The sequence below is a fragment of the Pseudomonas xionganensis genome, from assembly GCF_009763245.1.
Lineage (GTDB): Bacteria > Pseudomonadota > Gammaproteobacteria > Pseudomonadales > Pseudomonadaceae > Aquipseudomonas > Aquipseudomonas xionganensis.
Map to the genome: position 1 here is coordinate 1,161,697 of NZ_WKJZ01000001.1, position 24,965 is coordinate 1,186,661.

Genomic DNA, 24,965 nt, shown 5'->3' on the forward strand with positions numbered 1-24,965 from the left:
TCGGCCGCCCGGTTCACGCGCTTTATGGAGTGTCTATGCTCGCACCCGTGCAGTTACTCTCGGCCAGCCGGCAAAACCTCTGGCGTCTGACCCTGATCCGTATTCTGGTACTGGCCGCCCAGGCCGGCTCGGTGGGGCTGGCTTACAAGTCCGGGCTGTTGCCGCTGCCCTGGCAGGCCCTGAGCATCACCCTGCTGGTGTCCCTGCTGCTGTGTCTGGGCACTGCCTTGCGCCTGCGCGGTCCCTGGCCGGTGACCGAGCAGGAATATGCCCTGCAGCTGGGCTGCGACCTGGTCATCCATAGCGTGCTTCTGTACTACACCGGGGGCTCGACGAACCCCTTCGTGTCCTATTACCTGGTGCCGCTGACCATCGCTGCGGCGACCCTGCCCTGGCTCTATACCATTGTCCTGTCCGGCCTGGCCCTGGCCGGCTATACCCTGTTGCTGGTCTGGACCCACCCCTTGGAAGTGCCGCCTGGCCCTCGCGACAGCCTGCTGATCTACGGCATGTGGCTGAGTTTTGCTCTGGCTGCGGGGCTGATCACCTTCTTCGTGGCCAAGATGGCCGAGGAGTTGCGCCGTCAGGAGGAGTTGCGCGCCGAGCGCCGTGAGGAGGGCATGCGCGATCAGCAGTTGCTGGCCGTGGCCACCCAGGCCGCCGGCGCGGCCCATGAGCTGGGCACGCCCCTGGCGACCATGAGCGTGCTGATCAAGGAGCTGCGCCGCGAACATCAGGAGCCAACCCTGCAGGAAGACCTGGCGCTGCTGCAGGAGCAGGTCAAGCTGTGCAAGGAGACCCTGCAGCAACTGGTGCGCGCCGCTGAGGCCGACCGGCGCCAGGCGGTGGTCGAGCAGTCCTGCGTGGAGTGGCTGGAGGCGGCGCTCAAGCGCTGGCACCTGATGCGCCCCGAGGCCAGCTATCGCTATCAGTGCCTGGGCCGTGGCACGCCACCGCGACTGATGCCGCCCACCGACCTGACCCAGGCCCTGCTCAACCTGCTCAACAATGCCGCCGATGCCTGCCCGGACAACCTTGATATTCGTCTGGACTGGGATCACCAGTGGCTGCGCCTGAGCATCCGCGACTTCGGTGCCGGGGTGCCCCTGGCCATCGCCGAACAGCTGGGTCGGCCCTTCTTTACCACCAAGGGCAAGGGCTTCGGCCTGGGCCTGTTTCTCAGCCAGGCCAGCGTCACCCGTGCCGGTGGCACGGTTAAGTTGTATAACCACGAAGAAGGCGGCACCCTGACCGAGTTGAAGCTGCCCCGTGCCTATGGCCGAGGTTGAGCTAGAAGTCGCATGGCGACGCCATCAATTTTGTCCTTCTCCCTGTGGGAGAAGGTGGCGCGCAGCGACGGATGAGGGCGGCATGTCTGTTAGGAGAGATTGCGTATGAGTGACGAAGTCCTGTTCGACGGCGACGAACAACCCCACCTGCTGCTGGTGGACGACGACCCCACCTTTACCCGGGTCATGGCCCGGGCCATGAGTCGTCGCGGCCTGCGTGTCTCCACTGCGGGCTCGGCGGAAGAGGGCCTGGCCCTGGCCGAGCAGGATATGCCCGACTACGCGGTGCTGGATCTGAAGATGGAGGGCGACTCCGGCCTGGTGCTGCTGCCCAAGCTGCTGGAGCTGGATGCCGAGATGCGCGTGGTGATCCTCACCGGCTATTCAAGCATTGCCACCGCAGTTGAGGCGATCAAGCGCGGCGCCTGCAACTACCTGTGCAAGCCGGCCGATGCCGATGACGTGCTGGCTGCGCTGCTGACCCAGCATGCCGATCTGGACAGCCTGGTGCCGGACAACCCGATGTCGGTGGACCGCCTGCAGTGGGAGCATATCCAGCGTGTACTGACCGAACACGAAGGCAATATCTCCGCCACCGCCCGCGCCCTGGGCATGCATCGGCGTACCCTGCAGCGCAAGCTGCAGAAGCGTCCGGTTAGGCGCTGAATAAGGCGAAAAAAGCTCTCCTGAAAGCCTGCTGAAAGCTTGGCAGGCTTTGCCCCTGATATGCTGCGCGGCCCTGCTTTGCTCTTTTGGGAACCGCCATGCTCGCCATCCTTCAGCAAACCCTCGCGGTGACCGCGCCGGTCTTCTCCATGCTGTTTCTCGGCGTGGCACTCAAGCGCTGGGGATTGATCGATGCGGCCTTTATCAATACCGCCTCGACCCTGGTGTTTCGCGGCACCCTGCCGACCCTGCTGTTTCTCGGTATCGTCAACGCCGACCTGAGTCGCGCCCTGCAACCCGCGTTGCTGCTGTATTTCCTGCTGGCCACCATCGCCTGCTTTCTCCTGGCCTGGGGCTGGTCGCTATGGCGCTGCCCGCGGGAGGATCGCGGGGTCTATACCCAGGGTGCCTTTCGCGGCAACAACGGCATTATCGGCCTGGCCCTGGCCACCAGCATGTATGGCGACTATGGCCTGTCGCTGGGGGCGGTGCTCGGCGGCCTGGTGATTCTCAGCTACAACACGCTGTCGGCCATCGTCCTGGCCATCTACAGCCCAGAGGCCAAGACCGACCCCTGGAGTCTGCTCAAGAGTGTGCTCGGCAACCCGTTGATCATCGGTGTGCTGGCGGCCATTCCCTTTGCCTGGTGGCAGATTCCGCTGCCCCAGTGGCTGCTGGTCTCCGGTGGGTACTTCGCCAAGATGAGCCTGCCCCTGGCGCTGATCTGCATTGGTGGCACCCTGACCCTGGCCTCGCTGCGCGAGGGCAGTGGGGTGGCCCTGAGTTCCAGTCTGCTCAAGGTCTTCTGGCTGCCCCTGCTGGCCACCCTGGGCGCCTGGTTCTGGGGCTTTCGCGAGGCGGAGCTGGCGATCCTGTTTCTCTACTTCGTCAGCCCCACGGCGGCGGCCAGCTTTGTCATGGCCAAGGCGGTGGGGGCCAATCACCAGCTGGCGGCAGTGATTATCGTGATCACCACCCTGGCCTCGGTGCTCAGCACCAATATCGGCTTGTTCGCCTTGCAATGGGCAGGGTGGATCTAGGACTAATGGGCTCAATGGGCATTGGGCGGCAATTGCCTGAGCTGTTGTGCGTAGCGCTGGCGTAGGTCTGCTGGTAGCCAGCGCTCGTAGCTGCTGCGAAAGATTTGCCGATGCGCCTGGTCGTGTAACAGGCCTTCAAGCGCGGCGAAGACACGGTCGGTTTCCGGGCTGCGGGTACAGCTAAAACGCCCAGGCAATAAAGCGTCGCCACCGGCTATGGGGTAGAAGCGCAGGTGTTGATGGTTTTGCGAGTAATAGACGATTTCGTTGGGGTAGCCGAAGCCGTAGTCGATACGCTTATGATCCAGCATGTCGAATAGCGCGCGCGTGGAGTCTCCTTGGTAAATACGCGTCAGGCTGTCTCGACCCGCATCATGTGCTTGCCGCAGGAACTGGTCGATCTGCGCGCCGTAACTGCGATGATTGGCCAGGCCAGGGCGCAACTCCGGGTTGGCCAGGAGCCTGTCCAGTTCAACCTGGCCTGCCTGGTTGAGGTAGGGCGTTAGATCCCCGGTTTTGTCCTGATGGATGACCAGCCCCAGAGGCATCAGGTAGCCATAGGGCGAGGTAAAGCGCAGGTAAGTCTCGCGTTCGGGGGTCTTGAAGGCGGCAATCAAGCAGTAGGGGCCACCCTGGCTAGCAAGGTGCATGGCGCGGCTCCAGGGCAGGATCTGCTCGGAGAACTGGTACTCGGGCAGGGCCTGCCTGAGATAGTCGTAGAGGGCATTGATATAGCCCTGGTTGGCATGTGGGCCCCGGTGGATAGCCATGGGCGGGAACTCCGCCCCCAGCCATATGACCCGTTCTGCCTGCGCGATGTTGAGGGTGGACAGCGCTGCCAGTAACAGTCCAAGCAGCCGTTTCATGAGGAACCTATAAGCGATGGTCGAAGGTTCCATTCAGTCTAGTCGTCTGCGTGTTCCGCTGCGCCAAACTAGGAGGATTGTTCGGTTTCGATGACTTCCTGGGCCGCACGAAAGGCGTCGATGGCCGCTGGTACCCCGGCATAGACCGCGCAGTGCAGCAGCGCTTCGCGGATCTCGGCCACCGTGCAGCCATTGTTCAGGGCGCCGCGTACATGGCCCTTGAGTTCCTGCGGGCATTTCAGGGCGGTGAGGGCGGCCAGGGTGATCAGGCTGCGGGTCTTGCGGTCCAGGCCCTCGCGGGTCCACACGCCGCCCCAGGCGTGTTCATTGACGAAGTCCTGCAGCGGCTGGGTAAAGTCGGTCGCGTTATTCAGCGCGCGGTCGACAAAGGCATCGCCCATTACCTCGCGGCGTACTTGCAGTCCCTGTTCGCGGTCGTTATTCATGCTCAGACGGCCTCGTCGCGCTGTTTGTGCCAGGCACGCCCGGCAATGATCACCAGGGTGATGGCCGTCAGCGGCAGGGCGTAGCCGAGCATGGCGTCACCGAATACCTCGGCGAACGGGCGTCCGGTCGAGGACAGCACCAGGTAAACCGTATAGGCCACGTAATAGGCGAGAAACAGCAGACCTTCCCAGCGGTTGATGCGGTAACCGGCGAAGAAGATCGGCAGGCAGGCCACGGCCACGGCAATCATGACCGGGAAGTCGAAGGCCAGGGCGTTGGCCGCCACGGCCACGGCCTGGGGCGACACCAGGGCGGTCAGGCCCAGTACGCAGAGCAGGTTGAAGATATTGCTGCCGACGATATTGCCCACGGCGATATCGCGCTCGCCCTTGAAGGCCGCGATGATCGAGGTCGCCAGCTCCGGCAGCGAGGTGCCGATGGCGATCACGGTCAGGCCGATCACCAGCTCCGACAGGCCCAGGGCGCGGGCCAGGCTGACGGCCCCCTCAACAAGGAAATTGGAACCGGCCACCAGCAGCACTAGACCGGCAATGATCAGCCCCAGGTTGATGGCCCAGGCATGGGGTTTGGCCGGCTCATCCAGGCCGAACTCCTTGACGAACTCATCATCTGCTTCAGCGGCGCTCTTATCACGGCGCGAGCTGATGACCAGAAAGGCGGTATAGCTGACGACACCGGCGAACAGCAGCAGCCCTTCCAGGCGGCTCAGGGCGCCGTCCCACGCCAGGGCGTAGACCACCAGGCTGGCACCGATCATGATCGGCACGTCCAGGCGGATCAGCTGGCGGGAGACAATCAGTGGTGCGACCAGGGCGGTGGCGCCCAGTACCAGCAAGACGTTGGCGATATTGCTGCCGATCACGTTGCCGATGGCCAGGTCGCCGCTGCCATTAAAGGCCGCCTGCACGCTGACCGCAGTTTCCGGGGCGCTGGTACCGAAGGCCACCACGGTCAGACCGATCACCAGGGGCGAGATGCCGAACTGGGCGGCCAGCTTGGCGGCGCCGCGTACCAGCACTTCTGCGCCGGCAACCAGCAGCACCAGGCCGGCGATCAGGTAAACAAAGGTCATCAGGGTCATTGCAGGGGGCTCCATAAAAGTGGCGCTAGTTTAATCATCCCGTGTAGGGCTGCCAGTGCCGGCTGTATCTTTATTTATCTGTGGCGTCAGTCCGGCAAAGGTTCAAGCCGCACCGGCACCACACCGGCGCGCAGCATGTCGAGGCGTTCGGCGGCGGCGCGCGAAACGTCGATGATGCGCCCGCGCACGAAGGGGCCGCGGTCATTGATGCGCACCACCACGGACTTGTCGTTGCTCATGTTGGTCACCCGCACCCGCGTGCCGAACGGCAGGCTGCGGTGCGCGGCGGTCAGCGCATGCTGATCGAAGCGCTCGCCGCTGGCGGTCTTGTTACCGTGGTGGCGGTCGCCGTAGTAGGAGGCCTTGCCGGTTTGCGTGACGCCGCCTGTGCCAACAGTGGAGCAACCGCCGAGCATTGCGAGCAGACCGAATACGACGACGGCCTGTAGCCCGGATGCAATCCGGGGCAGTAAGGATTTCCGGATGGCATCCGGGCTACAAGTAGGCATTGTTGGGTTCTCCGGGCAAACAAACGCCGGGCAAGCCCGGCGTCGTTGTTGCTATCCATCCCTGGCTAGAAAGGATGCCGGCTCGGCCATCCATGGCCGGTCGTTGCCGGGCCAACGCATGCGTTGGCATCTACCGGCTCACCCTTCGAGCTTTTTCTTCAGCAGTTCGTTCACCTGACCAGGGTTGGCCTTGCCTTTCGAGGCTTTCATGGCCTGGCCGACAAAGAAGCCGAACATCTTGCCGCGTTTGGCTTCATCGCTGGCGCGGTACTGCTCGACCTGCTCGGCGTTGGCCGCCAGCACTTCGTCCAGCATCTTCTCGATGGCACCCGAGTCGGTGACCTGCTTGAGGCCCTTGCTCTCGATGATCTCGTCAGCGCTGGCACCTTCACCGGCCGCCAGGGCTTCGAACACCATCTTGGCGATCTTGCCGCTGATGGTGTTGTCCTTGATGCGCAGGATCATCCCGCCCAGTTGCTCGGCCGATACCGGCGACTGCTCGATATCCAGGTTGTCCTTGTTGAGCAGGCTGGACAGCTCGCCCATCACCCAGTTGGCGGCCAGCTTGGCATCGCCGCACACGGTATTCACGGCTTCGAAGTAGTCGGCCAGTTCGCGGCTGGCGGCCAGCACCGTGGCGTCGTAGGCGGACAGACCGAACTGCGACTCGAAACGCTCGCGCTTCTGCACCGGCAGCTCCGGCAGGCTGGCGCGCACTTCGTCGAGGAAGCTCTGTTCGATCACCACCGGCAGCAGGTCGGGGCAGGGGAAGTAGCGGTAGTCGTTGGCCTCTTCCTTGCTGCGCATGGAGCGCGTCTGGTCCTTGTTCGGGTCGTACAGGCGGGTTTCCTGCACCACCTTGCCGCCGTCCTCGATCAGCTCGATCTGCCGTTGCACTTCGTGGTTGATCGCCTTCTCGATAAAGCGGAACGAGTTGACGTTCTTGATCTCGGCGCGGGTGCCGAACTCGGCCTGGCCCTTGGGGCGAACCGAGACGTTGCAGTCGCAGCGCAGCGAGCCTTCGGCCATATTGCCGTCGCAGATGCCCAGGTAGCGCACCAGCGCGTGGATGGCTTTGACATAGGCCACCGCTTCCTTGGCGCTGCGGATATCCGGCTCGGAGACGATCTCCAGCAGCGGAGTGCCAGCGCGGTTGAGGTCGATGCCGCTCATGCCGTGGAAGTCTTCGTGCAGGCTCTTGCCGGCGTCTTCTTCCAGGTGCGCGCGGGTGATGCCGATACGCTTGGTGGTGCCGTCTTCCAGGGTGATATCGAGAAAGCCCTTGCCGACGATGGGATGGTCCATCTGGCTGGTCTGATAGCCCTTGGGCAGGTCCGGGTAGAAGTAGTTCTTGCGGGCGAAGACGTTCTGCGGGGCGATTTCGGCGTCGATGGCCAGGCCGAACTTGCAGGCCATGCGTACCGCTTCGGCATTGAGCACCGGCAGGGTGCCGGGCATGCCCAGATCAACCAGGCTGGCCTGGGTGTTGGGCTCGGCACCAAAGGCGATGGCACTGCCGGAGAAAATCTTCGATTGGGTGGAAAGCTGGGCGTGAATTTCCAGCCCGATTACGGTTTCCCATTGCATAGTGATCGTCCTCAGAAGCCGCTCGGTGCTTGTTTATGCCAGTCAGTGACCTGTTGGTACTGGTGGGCGACGTTAAGCAGGCGGCCTTCCTGGAAGTAGTTGCCGAGCAACTGCACACCCACCGGCAAGCCGTAGACGAAGCCGGCCGGCATCGACAGGCCGGGGATGCCGGCGAGGTTGGCGGTGATGGTGTAGATATCTTCCAGATAGGCGGCGACCGGATCGTTGTTCTTCTCGCCGAGCTTCCAGGCCAGGTTCGGCGTGGTTGGGCCGAGAATCACGTCGACCTCATTAAAGGCGGCGACGAAATCGTTCTTGATCAGCCGGCGGATCTTCTGCGCCTTGAGGTAGTAGGCATCGTAGTAGCCGGCGGAGAGTGCATAGGTGCCGACCATGATGCGGCGCTTCACTTCCGCGCCAAAGCCTTCACCACGCGAGCGCTTGTACAGGTCCTGCAGGTCCTTGGGGTTTTCGCAGCGGTAGCCGAAGCGCACACCGTCGAAACGAGACAGGTTGGAGCTGGCTTCGGCCGGGGCAATCACGTAGTAGGCCGGAATCGCATGCTGCATATTCGGCAGGCTGATGTCCTTGACGGTGGCGCCGAGCTTTTTCAGCTCCTCGACCACGGCCATCACCTTCTCGCCGATGCGCGCATCCAGGCCGGCGCCGAAGTATTCCTTGGGCAGGCCGATGCGCAGGCCGGTCAGCGGCTGGCTCAGCGCGGCCAGATAGTCGTCAACCGGCTGATCGACACAGGTCGAGTCCTTGGCATCGAAGCCGGCCATGGCTTGCAGCATCAGCGCGCAGTCTTCTGCGTTGCGCGCCAGTGGGCCACCCTGATCGAGGCTGGAGGCGTAGGCGATCATGCCCCAGCGCGACACGCGGCCGTAGGTCGGCTTGATCCCGGTGAGGTTGGTCAGCGCGGCCGGCTGGCGGATCGAGCCGCCGGTGTCGGTGCCAGTGGCGGCCGGCAATAGGCGTGCGGCGACTGCTGCTGCCGAGCCACCGCTGGAGCCGCCCGGCACGCGGGTCAGATCCCAGGGGTTCTTCACCGCGCCGTAGTGGCTGGACTCGTTGGCCGAGCCCATGGCGAACTCGTCCATATTCAGCTTGCCCAGGGTCACGGCGCCGGCGGCGGCAAGCTTCTCGACCACAGTGGCGTTGTAAGGCGCCTTGAAGCCTTGCAGGATCTTGGAGGCGCAGCTGGTCAGCACGTCCTGGGTGCAGAACAGGTCCTTGTGAGCGATCGGTGCGCCGAGCAGGGCGCCATTCTCGCCGGCAGCGCGGCGGGCGTCGGCGGCCTTGGCCTGCTCCAGCGCAAGCTCTTCGGTAACGGTAATAAAGCTATTGAGCTGCGGGTCGAGCTGGGCAATACGGGCCAGCAGGCTGCGGGTCAGCTCTTCAGCGGAAAATTGCTTGTCGGCGAGTCCGCGGGCGATCTCGGCCAGAGTCAGTTGGTACATGGCTGGGCGTTTCCCTTACTCGATGACTTTCGGAACCAGATACAGGCCGTTTTCCACGGCCGGGGCGATGGCCTGGTAGGCCTCGCGCTGGTTGCGTTCGGTGACCTGGTCGGCGCGCAGGCGCTGGGTGGCCTCCAGGGGGTGGGCCAGGGGCTCGATACCGTCAGTATTGACGGCCTGCATCTGGTCGATCAGGCCGAGGATGTTATTCAGGGTCGTGGTGGTACTCGGAATATCGTCTTCATTCAGGCCCAGTCGGGCCAGATGAGCGATCTTCTCCACGTCGGAGCGTTCAAGCGCCATCGGGTGTCTCCCTATATAAAGGTTGCGCAAACGGCGAGCGGCTTATGCAAATGTGATCGAGTCGCCATGCTTGAAAGTGCAGGGAACGGATGCGGGAAGCCGGCGGTCAAAGGCCGCGATGATGGGCCGTAAAGCCCGGAAAAACCGGCAATCTAACATATTGGTGCCTTGCTCAAAATCCCTGTCGTTGTTAGAGTTTGCCGCACTTTTTTACCCACGCGTTGCCTAGGGTCCCTCTCCCATGTTCAAAAAACTGCGTGGCATGTTTTCCAGCGATCTTTCTATCGACCTGGGCACTGCCAATACCCTGATTTATGTTCGCGAACGCGGCATCGTCCTCAACGAGCCGTCGGTCGTTGCCATCCGCACCCATGGCAACCAGAAGAGTGTGGTGGCGGTCGGAACCGAGGCCAAACGCATGCTTGGGCGTACCCCGGGCAATATCGCCGCCATCCGCCCGATGAAGGACGGCGTGATCGCCGACTTCAGCGTCTGCGAGAAGATGCTGCAGTACTTTATCAACAAGGTGCATGAAAACAGCTTTCTGCAGCCTTCGCCGCGCGTGCTGATCTGCGTGCCATGCAAATCCACCCAGGTGGAGCGCCGTGCCATTCGCGAATCCGCCCTTGGCGCTGGTGCCCGTGAAGTGTTCCTGATCGAGGAGCCGATGGCCGCTGCCATCGGCGCCGGCTTGCCGGTGGAGGAAGCCCGCGGTTCGATGGTGGTCGATATCGGTGGCGGTACCACTGAAATCGCCCTGATCTCGCTCAATGGTGTGGTTTACGCTGAATCCGTGCGCGTCGGTGGCGACCGTTTTGACGAAGCCATCATCACCTATGTGCGCCGCAACTATGGCTCGCTGATCGGCGAATCCACCGCCGAGCGCATCAAGCAGGAAATCGGCACCGCCTACGCCGGTGGCGAACTGCGTGAAGTCGATGTGCGTGGCCGCAACCTGGCCGAAGGTGTGCCGCGCAGCTTTACCCTGAACTCCAGTGAAGTGCTGGAAGCCCTGCAGGAATCCCTGGCCACCATCGTTCAGGCGGTCAAGAGCGCCCTGGAACAGTCGCCGCCGGAACTGGCCTCGGATATCGCCGAGCGTGGCCTGGTGCTGACCGGTGGTGGTGCCCTGCTGCGCGACCTGGACAAGCTGCTGAGCCAGGAAACCGGCCTGCCGGTGATTGTCGCCGAAGACCCGCTGACCTGTGTGGCCCGCGGTGGCGGCAAGGCCCTGGAGATGATGGATCGTCACACCATGGATCTGCTGTCCTCGGAATAAGGCCTGCGCCGCTCGTCTGCTCAAGCTGCAATCGGGTTATGCTCGCTTGCAGCTTTTTGTTTGCTGCCTGATGCCCTGAGGAAACGCTCATCAAACCGCTATTCGCCAAAGGACCTTCGCTCGGTGTGCGCCTGCTGGTGTTCACCGTGCTATCGGCCGCGCTGATGGTGGTGGATGCCCGCTTTACTGTATTGCAGCCGCTGCGTACCCAGCTTGGCCTGGTGGTCGAACCGGTCTACTGGCTGGGGCGTTTGCCGGTACGGTTGTGGGAGGGCGCGACTCAGGAATTGAGCACGCGCAATGAACTGGCGGCGGAAAACGAGAAGCTCAAGGCCGAACAGCTGATGATGCAGCGCCGCCTGCAGAAGCTGGCGGCGCTGACCGAGCAGAATGTGCGCCTGCGCGAATTGCTCAACTCGGCCGCCCTGGTGGATGACGAGGTGCTGGCCACCGAGCTGATCGGCATAGACCCCAATCCCTACAGTCATCGCATCCTGATCGACAAGGGCAGCAAGGATGGCGTGCTGCTCGGCCAGCCGGTGCTCGATGCCCGCGGCCTGATGGGCCAGGTGGTCGAAGTGCTGCCCTACAGCTCGCGGGTGTTGCTGCTCACCGACACCACCCACAGTATTCCGGTGCAGGTCAATCGCAACGGTCTGCGCGCCATCGCCAGCGGTACTGGTAACCCGGAGCGCCTGGAGCTGCGCCATGTGGCCGATACCGCGGATATCAAGGAAGGCGATCTGCTGGTCAGCTCCGGTCTGGGCCAGCGTTTTCCGGCGGGTTATCCGGTGGCCACGGTCACCGAGGTGATCCACGACTCCGGTCAGCCCTTCGCCATCGTGCGCGCCATGCCCACCGCCAGCCTTAATCGCACCCGCTTTATGCTGCTGGTGTTTACCGATACGCGCACGCCTGAGCAGCGCGCCAGCGATTCGGCCGAGGCCCAGGAGGCCTTTGATCGTGAGCGTCAGGGGCAGGCCGAGGCCGCCGCTGGCGCTGCCAGCGCCACGCCCCCCGAGGCGGCGAGCAGTGAACAGGAGGCTGGTCAATGATCTCGACGGCGCCAAGCAATGTCTGGGTGGTCTGGCTCAGCCTGGCCCTGGCCCTGTTGTTGAGTGTGACCAGCATTCCGGCCTTTATGGAAGTGGGCCGGCCGCTATGGCTGGCCCTGTTTCTGGCCTACTGGGTGCTGGCGGTGCCGCATCGGGTGGGCATGGCCACGGCCTGGTGCGTAGGCCTGCTGGCCGATGTGCTGAACGGCTCATTGCTCGGGCAGAATGCGCTGGTGCTGACCCTGATCAGCTTTCTGGTGCAGACCCTGCACCAGCGTCTGCGCATGTTTCCCATGTGGCAGCAGAGCGTGGTGCTGCTGGTGATCTTCGGCTTGGCCCAGCTGGTGCAGCTGTGGCTCAATGCCCTGACCGGCAACCGCCCCCCCACCTTGCTGTTTATTCTGCCGGCGTTGGTCAGTGCGCTGCTCTGGCCCTGGGTTTGCACCCTGCTGCGCGTCGTGCACCTGCGTCTGCGGGTCAACTGATCCGCTCTATCCTGCTCTCGCGGCCATCGGAGGGGCCAGTATGCCGACACTCTATCTCGCCTCCGGTTCGCCGCGTCGACGTGAGCTGCTCAGTCAGATTGGCGTGCCCTTCCACATCCATAGCCTGCCGATTGATGAAAATGTCTTGCCGGGCGAGGCGCCCTTGGCCTATGTAGAGCGTCTGGCCCGGGCCAAGGCGCAGGTTGCCCTGGCAAGCCTGGGGCAGGACAGGCAGGCCGTAGCGCTGGGCGCGGACACCAGCGTGGTGCTGGATGGGCGCATTCTCGGCAAGCCACTGGACCGTGAGGATTGTCTGGCCACCCTGCGGGCACTGTCCGGGCGTACTCATCAGGTGCTGACTGCCGTCGCCCTGGCCAGCCATGAGCGGCTGACCTGCCGCGTGGTGTGCAGTGAAGTGAGCTTCCGTTCCCTGAGCGATGCCGAGCTGGCTGCTTACTGGGCCAGCGGCGAGCCCCGGGACAAGGCAGGCGGTTATGCTATCCAGGGCTTGGCGGGGATATTTGTGCGTCAGCTGCAGGGCAGTTATTCGGCGGTCGTGGGCTTGCCCCTGTGCGAAACCGCCGAGTTGCTCGGCGAGTTCGGCATCGCCTGCTGGCAGCAGGTTTGAATCAGCGACATAACAGCGGCGCGGGTCTGTCCGCGGGCGCCGGCATGAGCATCGGGAAGGACGCATGAGCGAAGAGATTCTGATCAATATCACGCCGATGGAATCGCGCGTGGCGCTGGTGGAAAACGGCGTGTTGCAGGAAGTGCACGTGGAGCGCACGCAGAAGCGCGGCATCGTCGGCAATATCTACAAGGGCAAGGTGGTGCGGGTGCTGCCCGGCATGCAGGCTGCCTTTGTCGACATCGGCCTGGAGCGCGCGGCCTTTATCCACGCGGCGGAAATTTCCAGTCGTGAAGGCAGTGCGGTGGAGTCGATCAGCGCCCTGGTGCATGAGGGCCAGAGCCTGGTGGTGCAGGTGACCAAAGACCCGATCGGCACCAAGGGCGCGCGCCTGACCACCCAGCTGTCGATTCCCTCGCGCTATCTGGTGTATATGCCGCGCACCAGTCATGTCGGCATTTCCCTGAAGATTGAGGACGAGACCGAGCGCGAGCGTCTCAAGCAGGTGGTGGCCGACTGCGTGGCTGCCGAAGGTATCGAGGAGAGCGGCGGTTTTATCCTGCGTACCGCCGCCGATGGCGCTGGCGCCGATGAGATCCTCGCCGATATCCGCTATCTGCGCCGTCTGTGGGAGCAGATCGCCACGCAGATGAAGGTGGGGCCGACGCCGCTGGTGATCTATGAGGACCTGAGCCTGGCGCTGCGTACCCTGCGCGACCTGGTCAATCCGAAGATCGAGAAGATCCGCGTGGATTCCCGGGAGACCTTCGGCAAGATCACCCAGTTTGTCGACGAGCTGATGCCGGAGATTGCCGATCGCCTGGAGCATTATCCCGGCGAGCGGCCAATCTTCGATCTGTATGGCGTCGAGGACGAAATCCAGAAGGCCCTGGAGCGCAAGGTGCCGCTCAAGTCCGGCGGTTATCTGATCATCGACCCGGCCGAGGCGATGAGCACCATCGATGTGAATACCGGCGCCTTCGTCGGCCACCGCACCCTGGAAGAGACCATCTTCAAGACCAACCTGGAGGCGGCCACCGCCATTGCCCGCCAGCTGCGCCTGCGCAACCTGGGCGGGATCATCATCATCGACTTTATCGACATGGAAGATGAGGAGCACCAGCGCCAGGTGCTGCGCACCCTGGAGAAGCAGCTGGAGCGTGACCACGCCAAGACCAACATCATCGGCATCACCGAGCTGGGGCTGGTGCAGATGACCCGCAAGCGCACCCGTGAAAGCATCGAGCAGGTGCTCTGCGAGCCCTGCAGCGCCTGCGAGGGGCGCGGCAAGCTGAAGACCGCGGAAACCGTGTGCTACGAGATCTTCCGCGAAATTCTGCGTGAGGCCCGGGCCTATCAGCCGGAAGGTTATCGCGTGTTGGCCAATCAGAAGGTGGTCGACCGCCTGCTTGATGAAGAGTCGGGCAATGTCGCCGATCTGGAGGCCTTTATCGGCCGCACCATCAAGTTCCAGGTGGAAACCATGTACTCCCAGGAACAGTACGATGTGGTGCTGCTGTGACCGCGGCGATGCGGAGCTGAACTGAATGGCGAATCTGGCCCGTGGCCTGATGGGCCTGTTGCGCACCCTGCTGGGGCTCTGTGCCCTGGTGTTGGTGCTGCTGGCCTTGTATGTCAGCCTGGGCCGCGAGCTGCTGCCGTGGGTTGCCGAGTACCGCCTTGAGGTGGAGGATCGCGCCACGGCGGCACTGGGCATGCCGGTGCGGATTGCTGCGCTGGAGGGGCGCTGGCAGGGGCTGGCGCCGCTGCTGGTGGCCCGCGATGTGCAGGTCGGTGAGGGCGCGGGGCGTGTGCAACTGGATCAGGTGCGCGTGCGCCCCGATCTGCTGGGCAGTCTCAGGGCTCGCCAGCTGCGCATCGCCAGGCTGGAACTGGACGGCCTGCAGCTGGTGGTGCAGGAGGACGCCGAGGGGCGCTGGAGCCTCAAGGGATTGCCGCAGCGTGAGGCGGCGGCGCCCATGGATGTGGCCGAACTGCTGACGCGGACCCAGGTGCTCCAGCGCCTTAGCCTGCATAACAGCCAGATCACCCTGCAGGCTCACGAACAGCCCCCGCGCACCCTGACCTACCTCAACCTCAGCCTGCGTAACGGCCCGGCACGCCAGCGCCTGGATGCGCGCCTGCTGTTGCCCGACGGCCAGCCCCTGGCGCTGCAGTTGCGCACGCGCATGCAGGCGCAGAGTTGGCGTGAGCTGCAGGCCGAGCTGTACCTGAGCCTGCCGCAGAGTGACTGGGCGGCCTGGATTCCTTCAGGCCTGCTGAGAGACTGGCGCCTGAACGAATTGCGTGCTGGTGGAGAGGTCTGGCTTAGCTGGGCTGAGGGGGCGGTTAGCCGGGCGGTGGCGCGCCTGCATGTGCCGCGGCTGCAGGCCGGCTATGCGGCCCGGGAGCCCGTGCTGCTGGATAATCTGGCATTGAATGGCTACTTTCAGCGCAATGCCGAGGGTTTTGCCCTGCAGCTGGATGATCTGGCCTTCAGTCGCGATCAGCAGCGCTGGGGCGAGGTGCGTCTGACCCTCAACCATGTGCGCGAAAGCGCGGAACAGGAGCAGCAGTGGCAGCTGGCGGTGGATCACCTCGATCTGGCACCGTTGCAGCCTCTGGTGGCGGCCCTGGCGCCGCTGCCGGGCAAGACCCTGGCGCTGCTGGAACAGCTCAAGCCCCATGGCGCCCTGCACCATATCCAGCTGGATTACCGGCCTGAAGTAGAAGGCCCCTTGCGCCTGCAGTTTGCCGCCAATCTGGAACGTATCGGTTTTAACGCCTACCTGGGCTCGCCGGCGGCGGAGAATGTCAGCGGCAGCCTCAGTGGCGATCTGGCCCAGGGCGAGTTGCGTCTGGACAGCGAGGACTTTGCCCTGCACCTGGCCACCCTGTTTCCCAAACCCTGGCGCTACCAGCACGCCAATGCGCGGCTGACCTGGCAGCTGGATGAACAGGCTTTCACCCTGCGCAGCCCCTATCTGCAGGTGCGCGGTGAGGAAGGGGAGATCGCCGGGGATTTTCTGATCCGCCTGCTGTTCGATCCGGCGGCCGAGGACTACATGGATCTGCGCGTTGGTCTGCGTCAGGGCGATGCCCGTTATACCGAGAAATATCTGCCGACCCTGTCGCCGGGGCTCAGCCCGCAGCTGGCCGACTGGCTGAAGACCGCCATTCGTGGCGCCCAGGTGCAAGAGGGTTTTTTCCAGTACCAGGGCTCGCTGAACAAGGGCGCCGAGCCCAGCGCCCGCAGCCTGAGCCTGTTCTTTGCCGTGGAGGAGGCCGAGCTGGCCTTCCAGCGGGGCTGGCCGGCCCTGCGCGAAGGGCGTGGCACGGTGTTTGTCGAGGACAGCGGCGTGCGTGTCGAACTGGCGGCGGGGCGAATTCTCGATAGCCGGATTGACGCGGCCCAGGCACTGATCGCCACGCAGCCCGGCCAGGTTCCGCACCTGCTGCTGAATGCCGAACTGAGCAGCAGCCTGGGCGATGCCCTGCATATCCTGCAGCGGGCGCCTATCGGCACGGCCGAGCTGTTCGCCGGCTGGAGTGGACAGGGGGCTTTGGCCGGCAGGCTCAAGCTCGACCTGCCGTTACGTGCCGGGCAGGCGCCTGCTGTGGTGGTGGATTTCGCCAGCGATGATGCCAGCCTGAATATGGCCAATCCCGCCTTGCAGCTGAGCGAACTGCAAGGTGCCTTCCGCTATGACACTGGCAGCGGTCTGAGTGCCCCGGATATTCGCGCCCGCGTCCTGGGGCATGAGGTTCGGGGCAAGATAGTGGCCAACGGCAGCCGGGAGCAGCCGCGCAGCCGGATCGAGGCCACCGGCCGGGTTGGCTTGACCGAGCTGAGCGGCTGGCTTGGCGTGAGCCAGCCCCTGCCGCTGTCCGGCAGCCTGCCCTATCGCCTGCGCCTGACCCTGGATGGACAGGATAGCCAGTTACGGGTCGACTCGAACTTGCAGGGACTGGCCATCGATCTGCCGGCGCCATTCGGCAAGGCTGCAACTGAAGAGCGCTATGCCGACTGGCGCATGACCCTGAGTGGGGCGGAGCGCCGCTACTGGCTCGATTATGCCGAGCGGGCCAGCCTGTCGTTTGCCGCGCCCGTCGGGCGTATGGGCGAGGGGCGTGGTGAACTGCGCCTGGGGGGCGGTGCGGCCAGCTTGCCGGTGAGCCAGGGCGTGCGCCTGCGTGGAAGCCTGGCGGAGCTGGATTGGTCGGCCTGGCAGGCGGCCTTGCAGCCCTATGCCCAGATATCTAGTGAGTCGTCCTTTCCGGCACTGCAGGACGCGCGCTTGGATATAGGCCGCTTTCAGGGTTATGGCATTGAGTTGGCTGCTTTGGACGTGCAGCTCAAGCGCCAGACTGGGGCCTTTAATCTGCTGCTTGATAGCGAGCAGATTAAAGGACGTTTGGTATTACCTGATCAAAAAAACGACGTTATAAATGTCGATTTGCAGCATTTGCGCTTCCCAGCAGTGGCGTCGGTTACTGCAGAGTCTGAATCTATGGACAAACCGGATCCCTTGGCAGGTGTGGATACGCGCCAGATCCCCGCCATGAATTTGCATATTTCCCAAGTATGGCAAGGTCAAGAACTGCTGGGTGCTTGGTCGGTAAAACTTAGGCCAGATGCCGAAGGATTATTGATACGCGATTTGGATATCAATCTCAAAGGGCTGAAACTAGAGGGCCGCGCCAGCTGGCTGCGAGTAGGCGCGGATGTGCAGACTGCGTTCAAGGGACGTTTGCAAGGTGGCGATTTGGCCGATGTGCTGATTGCTTGGGGGTACGCCCCCAGCTTGAGTAGTGGCTCATTCAAAGTTGAAGTGGATGGTCGATGGCCTGGTTCTCCGGCCTGGTTCGCTTTAAAGCGTTTTTCTGGCGATATGGATATTTCTCTGCGTCAAGGTCAGCTGGAGGAGGTACAAGGGCCGGCTTCGGCATTGCGAGTTTTTGGCGTACTTAATTTTAATTCGATCAGTAGGCGCCTACGCTTGGACTTTTCGGACTTGCTCGGTCGTGGCCTTTCCTATGATCGTCTCAAGGGGGAGTTGAAGGCTAGGCGGGGCGTATTTGTAACTCGAGAACCTCTGACGTTGGAGGGGCCATCAAGCAACCTGCAGCTGGAAGGGACGCTGGATATGGCCAGCGAGCAAATAAATGCCAAGCTCCTGGTTACAGTACCGGTTACCAATAATTTACCCCTGGCGGCGATCATCGTCGGGGCACCTGCCATCGGCGGTGCCCTGTTTATTGCCGACAAGCTACTGGGCAACCGGGTGGCACGCTTTGCCAGCGTGCAATACGACGTCAAGGGGCCCTGGCAGGATCCGGATATCAGCTTCGACAAGCCCTTTGAGAAACCCCAGTGAGATCCGATTGATCGGTGCGGTTTGCCGCTTGGGCCTGTAAGCTGAAAGCCGATATGGCAACGGGGATACACTCAGTATGACTCTGGCGGTTGTGCAAATGGTCAGTCAGGCCAATGTGCTGGACAACCTGGCTCAGGCTCGACTGCTGCTGGAGCAGGCGGCCGATCGTGGCGCACGCCTGGCGGTGCTGCCGGAAAATTTTGCCGCCATGGGCCATCCGCAGCTGGCCAGGTTGGGACGCAGCGAGGCCTACGGCGAGGGGCCGATTTTGCCCTGGCTGGCGCAGACGGCCCGCGACCTGGGCCTGTGGATAGTCGCTGGCACCCTGCCGCTGCCGCCGGACGATGCCCCGGAGGCCAAGCCCCATGCCTGCTCGCTGCTGATCGATGAATACGGTCAGCGGGTGGCACGCTACGACAAGCTGCACCTGTTCGATGTGGAAGTCGGCGACAGCCATGGCCATTACCGCGAGTCCGATGACTTTGCCAGTGGCAGCCGGGTGGTGGTGGCCGACACCCCGGTCGGTCGCCTGGGCATGACGGTGTGCTATGACCTGCGCTTCCCCGAGCTGTACAGCGCCCTGCGCGAAGCCGGTGCCGAGCTGATCAGCATTCCGGCCGCCTTTACTGCGGTCACCGGCGCCGCCCACTGGCAGGTGCTGACCCGCGCCCGGGCCATCGAAACCCAATGTTATGTGCTGGCCGCAGGCCAGGGCGGCAGTCACCCCGGCGGCCGGCAGACCTTTGGCCATTCGGCCATTATCGATGCCTGGGGCCGAGTGCTGGGTGAACAGGCCGAGGGGCCGGGTGTGGTGCTGGCCAGCCGCAATGCCGATGAGCAACAAGGCATCCGTCAGCGCATGCCGGTGGCCCGACATAAACGATTTTTTGCCGCAGCCGAGCCTCGGTTGCCAGGCGTGGAACAGTGATAAACGAGATCAAGCCGTTATGAGCGATATGCTGCTGTCTGTCAGCGAACACCTGTTGGCCCCCGGCGGCCTGAGTATCGAGCAGTTGCCGAGCGTGCTGGGCGATCTCGCCGGCCCGGGCATTGACGCCGCCGATCTGTATTTTCAGAGCCAGGTCTCGGAAACCTGGGCCCTGGAAGACGGCATCGTCAAGGAAGGCAGCTTCAACCTCGATCAGGGCGTCGGCGTGCGCGCCCAGTCCGGTGAGAAAACCGGCTTCGCCTACAGCAATATGATCAGCGCCGATGCTCTGCGCCAGGCGGCTCAGGCGGCCCGCTCCATCGCCCGGGCCGGGCAGAGTGGGCGGGTGCAGGCCTTCAGCAGCCCGCTGCTGACGCCCTTGTATGCGCCGAACAATCCCCTGGATGTGTTGGATCGGGCCGAGAAGGTCGAACTGCTCAAGCGTATCGACGTGGCCACTCGCGCCCTGGACCCCAGGATCAAGCAGGTTTCGGTGAGTCTGGCCGGCGTCTGGGATCGCGTCCTGGTGGCCGCTGTGGACGGTAGCCTGGGCGCCGATATCCGGCCGCTGGTGCGCTTCAACGTCAGCGTGATCGTCGAGCAGAATGGCCGGCGTGAGCGCGGTGGTCATGGTGGTGGCGGGCGTACCGACTACCGCTACTTCCTCGAACGCGACGAGCGCGGCGAAGAACGTGCCATGGGCTATGCCCGCGAGGCGTTGCGTCAGGCGCTGGTCAATCTGGACGCCATTGCCGCCCCGGCCGGTAGCATGCCGGTGGTCATGGGCGCCGGCTGGTCGGGTGTGCTGCTGCACGAGGCGGTCGGCCATGGTCTGGAGGGCGACTTCAACCGCAAGGGCAGCTCCGCCTACAGCGGTCGTATCGGTGAGCGCGTGGCGTCCAGCCTGTGCACCATCGTCGATGACGGCACCCTGGCCGGGCGCCGCGGTTCCCTGAGCATGGACGATGAGGGTATCGGCACCCAGTGCACCACCCTGATCGAAAACGGCGTGCTCAAGGGTTATATCCAGGACAAGCTCAACGCCCGCCTGATGGGTGTCGCCCCCACCGGCAACGGCCGCCGCGAATCCTATGCCCATCTGCCCATGCCGCGCATGACCAACACCTATATGTTGGCCGGGCAGAGCGATCCCGAGGAAATCATCCGCTCGGTGAAGAAGGGCATCTATTGCGCCAACCTGGGTGGCGGTCAGGTGGATATCACCAGCGGCAAGTTTGTCTTCTCCACCAGCGAGGCCTACCTGATCGAGGATGGCAAGATCACCGCCCCGGTCAAGGGCGCGACCCTGATCGGCAATGGTCCGGAGGCCATGAGTCGGGTGTCCATGGTCGGCAACGACCTGGCCCTGGACAGCGGTGTGGGCACCTGTGGCAAGGACGGGCAGTCGGTGCCGGTGGGCGTGGGCCAGCCGACGCTAAAGATTGATGCAATTACCGTGGGGGGAACTGGCGCTTGATCGAGGCGCTATTTAATTTCTTGGTCGAGGTGTTGCTGTATGGCAAAGGCTACGCGGCATTACGGCTGCTTTCGCTGGGCCGAATCAAGCCGAGTACCTGGAATGACAGCATGGTAAGCGTGGTCGGGTTATTGGTTACTCTGGCCTGGTGCGTACCATTGCTGTTTTGGCTGGGTGGTGACTTGTAAGCATAGGGTGGGTTAGCCGCAGGCGTAACCCACCATCAAGGCAGCATTAACGCAGTCCGCGCTGGGTTTCATCCAGCTCGCGGATATATTTGAAAATTTTGCGTGAGGCGGCTGGCGGCTTGTTCTGTGCCAGCTCGTGTTGAGCCTGGCGCAGCAGTTGGCGCAGGTGCTGGCGATCGGCCTCGGGGTATTCGCCGACAAAGGCTTCCAGGGTCTGATCGTTGCCATTGATCAGGCGGTCGCGCCAGCGCTCCAGATTATGGAAGCGTTCGTTGTACTGGCGTGTGGATGCGTCCAGCTGGTCGAGCAGGGTGAGGATGGCGTCGATGTCCTGATCGCGCATCAGTCGGCCGATAAACTGCACATGGCGCTTCTTCGCGGAGTTGGCCGTATGTTTCGGCGCTTCGGCCAGGGCGCGGCGCAGCTCATCGGTCAGCGGCAGTTTGTTCAGCAGGTCGGCTTTGAGAGTGGTCAGGCGTTGCCCCAGGTCTTGCAGCGCATGCAGCTCGCGCTTGATCTGGGATTTGCTCTTCTCGCCGGAGAAGTCGTCGAGGTATTCAGACATGGTGGCGGTCCAGTGGAAAACGCCGACATGATAGCAGCAGCTGCAGGCGGCAAGCTGCAAGATAGGAGCGGGCCTGGCTGTTTCTCTCGGCTTGCCGCTGATTTTTTCAATTGGAGTGGTTATGAGTGAAGTACAGGTAATCGGGCCGCAGGCCCTGCCGGCGCTGCAGCAGCAGGTGGAGGCGGTACTGGCCGAGGCAGCCCGTCAAGGGGCCAGTGCGTGCGAGGTGGCGGTGTCTCTGGGGCAGGGGTTGTCTGCCAGCGTGCGCCAGGGCGAGGTGGAGACGGTCGAGTTCAACCGCGACCAGGGCTTTGGCATCACCCTTTATGTGGGCCAGCGCAAGGGCTCGGCCAGCACTTCGGCCACCGGTGAGGCGGCTATTCGCGAAACGGTGGCTGCCGCCCTGGCCATCGCCAGGCATGCCTCCGAGGATGAGAGTGCCGGACTGGCCGACGCCGCGCTGATGGCCCGCGAGCTGCCCGAGCTGGATCTCTATCACCCCTGGACGATCAGCCCGGAACAGGCCATCGAGCTGGCGCTGGAGAGCGAGGCGGCGGCTTTCGCCAGCGACGCGCGGATCAAGAATGCCGATGGCAGCAGCCTCAATACCCACCAGGGCTGCCGTGTCTATGGCAACAGTCAGGGCTTTGTCGGCGGCTATGCCAGCACCCGGCACAGCCTGAGTTGCGTGATGATTGCCGAGGACGGCGGGCAGATGCAGCGCGATTACTGGTATGACGTCAGTCGCCAGGGCGAGCTGCTGGCCGATCCGGCGAGCATCGGCCGGCGCGCCGCCGAGCGTGCGGTCAGTCGCCTGGGTTCGCGTCCGGTGCCGACCTGCGAGGTGCCGGTGCTGTTTGCTGCCGAGCTGGCTGGCGGCTTGTTCGGTCATTTCCTCGCGGCCATTTCCGGCGGCAACCTGTATCGCCATTCCTCCTTTCTGGAAGGTGCGCTGGGTGAACAGCTGTTTCCCAGCTGGTTGACCCTGGATGAGCGCCCCCATCTGCCACGGGGCCTGGGCAGTGCCAGTTTCGACGGCGACGGTCTGGCCACCTATGCCAAGCCCTTTGTCGCCGGTGGTGAGCTGGTTTCCTATGTGCTGGGCACCTACTCCGGGCGCAAGCTGGGCATGCCCAGTACGGCCAACTCGGGTGGCGTGCATAACCTGTTTGTCAGCCACGGCAGCGAAGATCAGCAGGCGCTGCTCAAGCGCATGGGGCGCGGCTTGCTGGTGACCGAGCTGATGGGGCAGGGGCTGAATCTGGTGACGGGTGACTATTCCCGCGGCGCCGCCGGCTTCTGGGTGGAAAACGGCGAACTCCAGTTTCCGGTGCAGGAAGTGACCATTGCCGGCAATCTGCGTGACATGTTCAAGCAGATTGTCGCGGTGGGCAGTGACCTGGAGCTGCGCAGCAATATCCGCAGCGGTTCGGTGCTGATCGAGCGGATGACAGTGGCGGGTAGCTGAGGGCGGGTATTTATCCGTCTGGTGGACAAGTTTGTGCCATGTCCACCCTCCCGCTTGAGCTATTCGCCTTCGTCGAAATAGTTGTTGATCAGCTCGCACAGCGCCTGCAGGGCCTGGTCATCCTCTTCGCCCTCGGTATGCAGGTGGATGACGCTGCCCTTGCCGGCGGCCAGCATCATCACCGCCATGATGCTTTTGCCATCCACCAGGCTTTCGGCGCTGCGTCCCACCCGGACCTGGCAGGGAAAGCGCCCGGCAACGCCGACAAACTTGGCGGCTGCCCGTGCGTGCAGGCCCAGTTTGTTGATGATGGTGATTTCGCAGGCGGGCATCGCGGCAATTCCTTAACTGAGATCGCGGTGGCGAGTCTGAACGTTCTTCAGGGTTGGCTTGAGGGTTTCCCCCAGGCGATTGGCCAGGTACACCGAGCGGTGATGGCCGCCGGTGCAGCCGATGGCGATGGTCACATAGGCGCGGTTGCTGGCGGCAAAGCGCGGCAGCCATTTGTTCAGGTAGGTGAGGATGTCCTGAAACATCTCCTCCACATCGGCCTGGGCGGCCAGGTAGTCGATTACCGGTTGATCGAGGCCCGAATAGTCGCGCAGGTCCGGCTTCCAGTAGGGGTTGGGCAGGCAGCGCACATCGAACACCAGGTCGGCGTCTACCGGCATGCCACGCTTGAAACCGAAGGATTCGACTAGGAAGGCCGTGCCCGGTTCCGGCTGGTTGAGCAGGCGCAGCTTGAGGCTGTCGCGCAGCTGGTAGAGGTTGAGGTGGGTGGTGTCGATTTTCAGGTCGGCCAAGTCAATGATCGGCCCCAGCAGCAGGCTTTCATCGGCAATGGCCTCGGCCAGGGAGCGGGTCTCATTGGTCAGCGGGTGACGCCGGCGAGTTTCCGAGAAGCGCTTGAGCAGGGTTTCTTCATCGGCATCCAGGTAGACCACGTCACACTGGATATGACGATTGCGTACATCCTGAAGCAGTTCGGGAAAGCGCTTGAGCTGGCTGGGCAGGTTGCGCGCGTCGATGGAGACGGCGACCTGAGGGTGCAGCAGCTCGGTATTGAGCAGGGCGCGTTCAGCCAGTTCAGGCAACAGAATGGCCGGTAGATTGTCGATGCAATAGAAACCGTTGTCTTCCAGTACATCCAGGGCGGTGCTTTTCCCCGAACCGGAGCGACCGCTGACAATCACCAGGCGCATGCTCAGCCCCGGTCGATTTGGTTTTGCGTGTCGACCACCACCTGATACAGCGCCTCGTTGCTCTGGGCCCCGCGCAGGTGCTCGCGCACCTCGACGCGGTCGAGCATGCTGGCGATCTGCCGCAGCAGTTCCAGATGCGCATCGGTGGCCGCTTCCGGAACCAGCAGGACAAACAGCAGATCCACAGGTGCGCCGTCGATGGCGTCGAAGTCCACCGCGGACTCCAGTTTGAGCACCGCGCTGATCGGGCTGCTACAGCCGGGCAGGCGGCAGTGGGGAATGGCGATGCCATTGCCAAAGCCGGTGGAGCCGAGTTTTTCCCTGGCGATCAGGCTTTCGAAGATGGCTTGGGCGTCCAGATCCGGCAGCTCGCGAGCCACCAGATTGGCAATCTGTTCGAGGACACGTTTCTTGCTGCCGCCCGGCACGTTCACCAGGGAACGGCCGGGGGTCAGTATGGTTTCAAGTCGGATCATGGGAGGGAGGACGAGGTCAGCGGGCCATTGCGCCCTGTTGACGTTCGAGCTGTTTTTCCTTGTGCTTGATAAGTTGTCGATCGAGTTTGTCTGTCAGCAGGTCGATGGCGGCGTACATGTCTTCATGTTCGGCGTTGGCGACGATTTCGCCACCGGCAATGTGCAGGGTGGCTTCGATTTTCTGCTTAAGTTTCTCGACCTCCATGATGACCTGCACATTGGTGATCTTGTCGAAGTGGCGCTCCAGTCGGCCGAGTTTTTCGCCGATATAGGTGCGCAGGGCGTCGGTCACATCCAGTTGGTGTCCACTGATGTTGACTTGCATACCGCGTTCTCCTTGTTGCCGTGTAGTAACAAGCAGGCATTGTGCCTGCCGCCGGAACACTGTGGCGCAGAAACCCCGGGTGCGGCTCGGGCACTGTCGTTGGCGCTTGTAGGCAGTATGGCTGCTTTCAAAAAATGCGCTGTCGGGCATGTGCTCTGTTCGCGTTGCGGTTTCCTTCTTACAGGCTGTTGAAAAACTACCTGCGTTGGCAATCCTTCGTTAAAAACGGACTCAAAATG

Annotated in this window: 25 protein-coding genes; 13 read left to right on the plus strand and 12 right to left on the minus strand. The window is 63.1% G+C overall.

Translation table 11 applies throughout. From position 1 onward, the window contains the following. The first annotated feature begins 35 nt into the window (after positions 1-35). From GJV18_RS05235 to GJV18_RS05245, 3 genes are all read left to right on the plus strand, one after another. Positions 36-1,289 (plus strand): ATP-binding protein, encoded by a 1,254-nt coding sequence (locus tag GJV18_RS05235; RefSeq protein WP_160343648.1) that lies wholly within the window; start codon positions 36-38, stop codon positions 1,287-1,289. A gap of 105 nt (positions 1,290-1,394) precedes the next feature. After that, positions 1,395-1,955 carry a response regulator transcription factor gene (locus GJV18_RS05240; protein WP_160343649.1) on the plus strand — a complete coding sequence of 187 codons (561 nt, stop codon included), beginning with the start codon at positions 1,395-1,397 and terminating at the stop codon, positions 1,953-1,955. Positions 1,956-2,053: 98 nt separating this feature from the next. Further along, complete coding sequence (locus tag GJV18_RS05245) at positions 2,054-2,995, plus strand: AEC family transporter (RefSeq protein ID WP_160343650.1); 942 nt, start codon at positions 2,054-2,056, stop codon at positions 2,993-2,995. A gap of 11 nt (positions 2,996-3,006) precedes the next feature. Here GJV18_RS05245 and GJV18_RS05250 read toward each other — a convergent pair whose 3' ends face one another. The 7 genes from GJV18_RS05250 to gatC all read right to left on the minus strand — a co-directional run bounded on the left by GJV18_RS05250 (position 3,007) and on the right by gatC (position 9,272). Beyond that, positions 3,007-3,894 (minus strand): TIGR02285 family protein, encoded by an 888-nt coding sequence (locus GJV18_RS05250; protein ID WP_325065242.1) that lies wholly within the window; start codon positions 3,892-3,894, stop codon positions 3,007-3,009. A 35-nt stretch (positions 3,895-3,929) separates the two neighbouring features. Continuing rightward, entirely contained in the window at positions 3,930-4,307 is a 378-nt protein-coding gene (gene pcaC / locus GJV18_RS05255; protein WP_160343652.1) for a 4-carboxymuconolactone decarboxylase, read from the minus strand. A 2-nt stretch (positions 4,308-4,309) separates the two neighbouring features. Then, positions 4,310-5,410, minus strand: coding sequence for a calcium/sodium antiporter (locus GJV18_RS05260; protein WP_160343653.1), 1,101 nt, complete (start codon positions 5,408-5,410; stop codon positions 4,310-4,312). Positions 5,411-5,496: 86 nt separating this feature from the next. Beyond that, positions 5,497-5,826, minus strand: a complete 330-nt coding sequence (locus GJV18_RS05265; RefSeq protein WP_407692350.1) for a septal ring lytic transglycosylase RlpA family protein — start codon at positions 5,824-5,826, stop codon at positions 5,497-5,499. Positions 5,827-6,057: 231 nt separating this feature from the next. Then, on the minus strand, positions 6,058-7,506 hold the full coding sequence (gene gatB, locus GJV18_RS05270; protein ID WP_160343655.1) for an Asp-tRNA(Asn)/Glu-tRNA(Gln) amidotransferase subunit GatB: 1,449 nt from the start codon (positions 7,504-7,506) through the stop codon (positions 6,058-6,060). An 11-nt stretch (positions 7,507-7,517) separates the two neighbouring features. Further along, complete coding sequence (gatA, locus tag GJV18_RS05275) at positions 7,518-8,969, minus strand: Asp-tRNA(Asn)/Glu-tRNA(Gln) amidotransferase subunit GatA (protein WP_160343656.1); 1,452 nt, start codon at positions 8,967-8,969, stop codon at positions 7,518-7,520. A gap of 15 nt (positions 8,970-8,984) precedes the next feature. Next, the gene (gatC, locus tag GJV18_RS05280) at positions 8,985-9,272 is read right to left on the minus strand and encodes an Asp-tRNA(Asn)/Glu-tRNA(Gln) amidotransferase subunit GatC (RefSeq protein ID WP_160343657.1); all 288 of its coding nucleotides are present in this window, start codon (positions 9,270-9,272) and stop codon (positions 8,985-8,987) included. Between the two features lie 241 nt (positions 9,273-9,513). Between gatC and mreB the strand changes: the two genes are divergently transcribed. The 9 genes from mreB (at position 9,514) to GJV18_RS05325 (ending at position 20,690) form a co-directional block, all read left to right on the plus strand. After that, positions 9,514-10,551 carry a rod shape-determining protein MreB gene (gene mreB, locus GJV18_RS05285; RefSeq protein ID WP_160343658.1) on the plus strand — a complete coding sequence of 346 codons (1,038 nt, stop codon included), beginning with the start codon at positions 9,514-9,516 and terminating at the stop codon, positions 10,549-10,551. Positions 10,552-10,676: 125 nt separating this feature from the next. Then, positions 10,677-11,606 (plus strand): rod shape-determining protein MreC, encoded by a 930-nt coding sequence (mreC, locus tag GJV18_RS05290; protein ID WP_407692334.1) that lies wholly within the window; start codon positions 10,677-10,679, stop codon positions 11,604-11,606. Further along, a complete protein-coding gene (mreD, locus tag GJV18_RS05295; RefSeq protein WP_160343659.1) occupies positions 11,603-12,091 on the plus strand; it encodes a rod shape-determining protein MreD in 489 nt (162 codons plus the stop codon). Before mreC ends, mreD begins: the two co-directional genes overlap by 4 nt. Before the next feature lie 40 nt (positions 12,092-12,131). Then, on the plus strand, positions 12,132-12,719 hold the full coding sequence (locus GJV18_RS05300) for a Maf family protein (protein ID WP_160343660.1): 588 nt from the start codon (positions 12,132-12,134) through the stop codon (positions 12,717-12,719). 64 nt (positions 12,720-12,783) lie between these two features. Beyond that, complete coding sequence (rng, locus tag GJV18_RS05305) at positions 12,784-14,241, plus strand: ribonuclease G (protein ID WP_160343661.1); 1,458 nt, start codon at positions 12,784-12,786, stop codon at positions 14,239-14,241. A 25-nt stretch (positions 14,242-14,266) separates the two neighbouring features. Beyond that, positions 14,267-18,097: a YhdP family protein gene (locus GJV18_RS05310; protein WP_160343662.1), complete on the plus strand. Its 3,831-nt coding sequence runs from the start codon at positions 14,267-14,269 to the stop codon at positions 18,095-18,097. Positions 18,098-18,173: 76 nt separating this feature from the next. Beyond that, positions 18,174-19,025, plus strand: coding sequence for a carbon-nitrogen hydrolase family protein (locus tag GJV18_RS05315; protein WP_160343663.1), 852 nt, complete (start codon positions 18,174-18,176; stop codon positions 19,023-19,025). A gap of 19 nt (positions 19,026-19,044) precedes the next feature. Next, entirely contained in the window at positions 19,045-20,502 is a 1,458-nt protein-coding gene (gene tldD, locus GJV18_RS05320) for a metalloprotease TldD (RefSeq protein ID WP_160343664.1), read from the plus strand. Beyond that, on the plus strand, positions 20,499-20,690 hold the full coding sequence (locus GJV18_RS05325; RefSeq protein WP_160343665.1) for a hypothetical protein: 192 nt from the start codon (positions 20,499-20,501) through the stop codon (positions 20,688-20,690). Before tldD ends, GJV18_RS05325 begins: the two co-directional genes overlap by 4 nt. Before the next feature lie 46 nt (positions 20,691-20,736). Here GJV18_RS05325 and yjgA read toward each other — a convergent pair whose 3' ends face one another. Then, entirely contained in the window at positions 20,737-21,255 is a 519-nt protein-coding gene (yjgA, locus tag GJV18_RS05330; RefSeq protein WP_160343666.1) for a ribosome biogenesis factor YjgA, read from the minus strand. Positions 21,256-21,376: 121 nt separating this feature from the next. Between yjgA and pmbA the strand changes: the two genes are divergently transcribed. Further along, positions 21,377-22,723 carry a metalloprotease PmbA gene (pmbA, locus tag GJV18_RS05335; RefSeq protein WP_160343667.1) on the plus strand — a complete coding sequence of 449 codons (1,347 nt, stop codon included), beginning with the start codon at positions 21,377-21,379 and terminating at the stop codon, positions 22,721-22,723. A 59-nt stretch (positions 22,724-22,782) separates the two neighbouring features. On the opposite strand, the gene GJV18_RS05340 is transcribed toward pmbA, so the two are convergent. The 4 genes from GJV18_RS05340 to hpf are packed head-to-tail and all read right to left on the minus strand — an operon-like array spanning position 22,783 to position 24,726. Next, positions 22,783-23,055, minus strand: a complete 273-nt coding sequence (locus GJV18_RS05340; protein WP_160343668.1) for an HPr family phosphocarrier protein — start codon at positions 23,053-23,055, stop codon at positions 22,783-22,785. Between the two features lie 12 nt (positions 23,056-23,067). Beyond that, complete coding sequence (gene rapZ, locus GJV18_RS05345) at positions 23,068-23,925, minus strand: RNase adapter RapZ (RefSeq protein WP_160343669.1); 858 nt, start codon at positions 23,923-23,925, stop codon at positions 23,068-23,070. Positions 23,926-23,927: 2 nt separating this feature from the next. Then, the gene (ptsN, locus tag GJV18_RS05350; RefSeq protein ID WP_160343670.1) at positions 23,928-24,401 is read right to left on the minus strand and encodes a PTS IIA-like nitrogen regulatory protein PtsN; all 474 of its coding nucleotides are present in this window, start codon (positions 24,399-24,401) and stop codon (positions 23,928-23,930) included. A gap of 16 nt (positions 24,402-24,417) precedes the next feature. After that, positions 24,418-24,726: a ribosome hibernation-promoting factor, HPF/YfiA family gene (hpf, locus tag GJV18_RS05355; RefSeq protein WP_160343671.1), complete on the minus strand. Its 309-nt coding sequence runs from the start codon at positions 24,724-24,726 to the stop codon at positions 24,418-24,420. Positions 24,727-24,965: the final 239 nt, after the last annotated feature.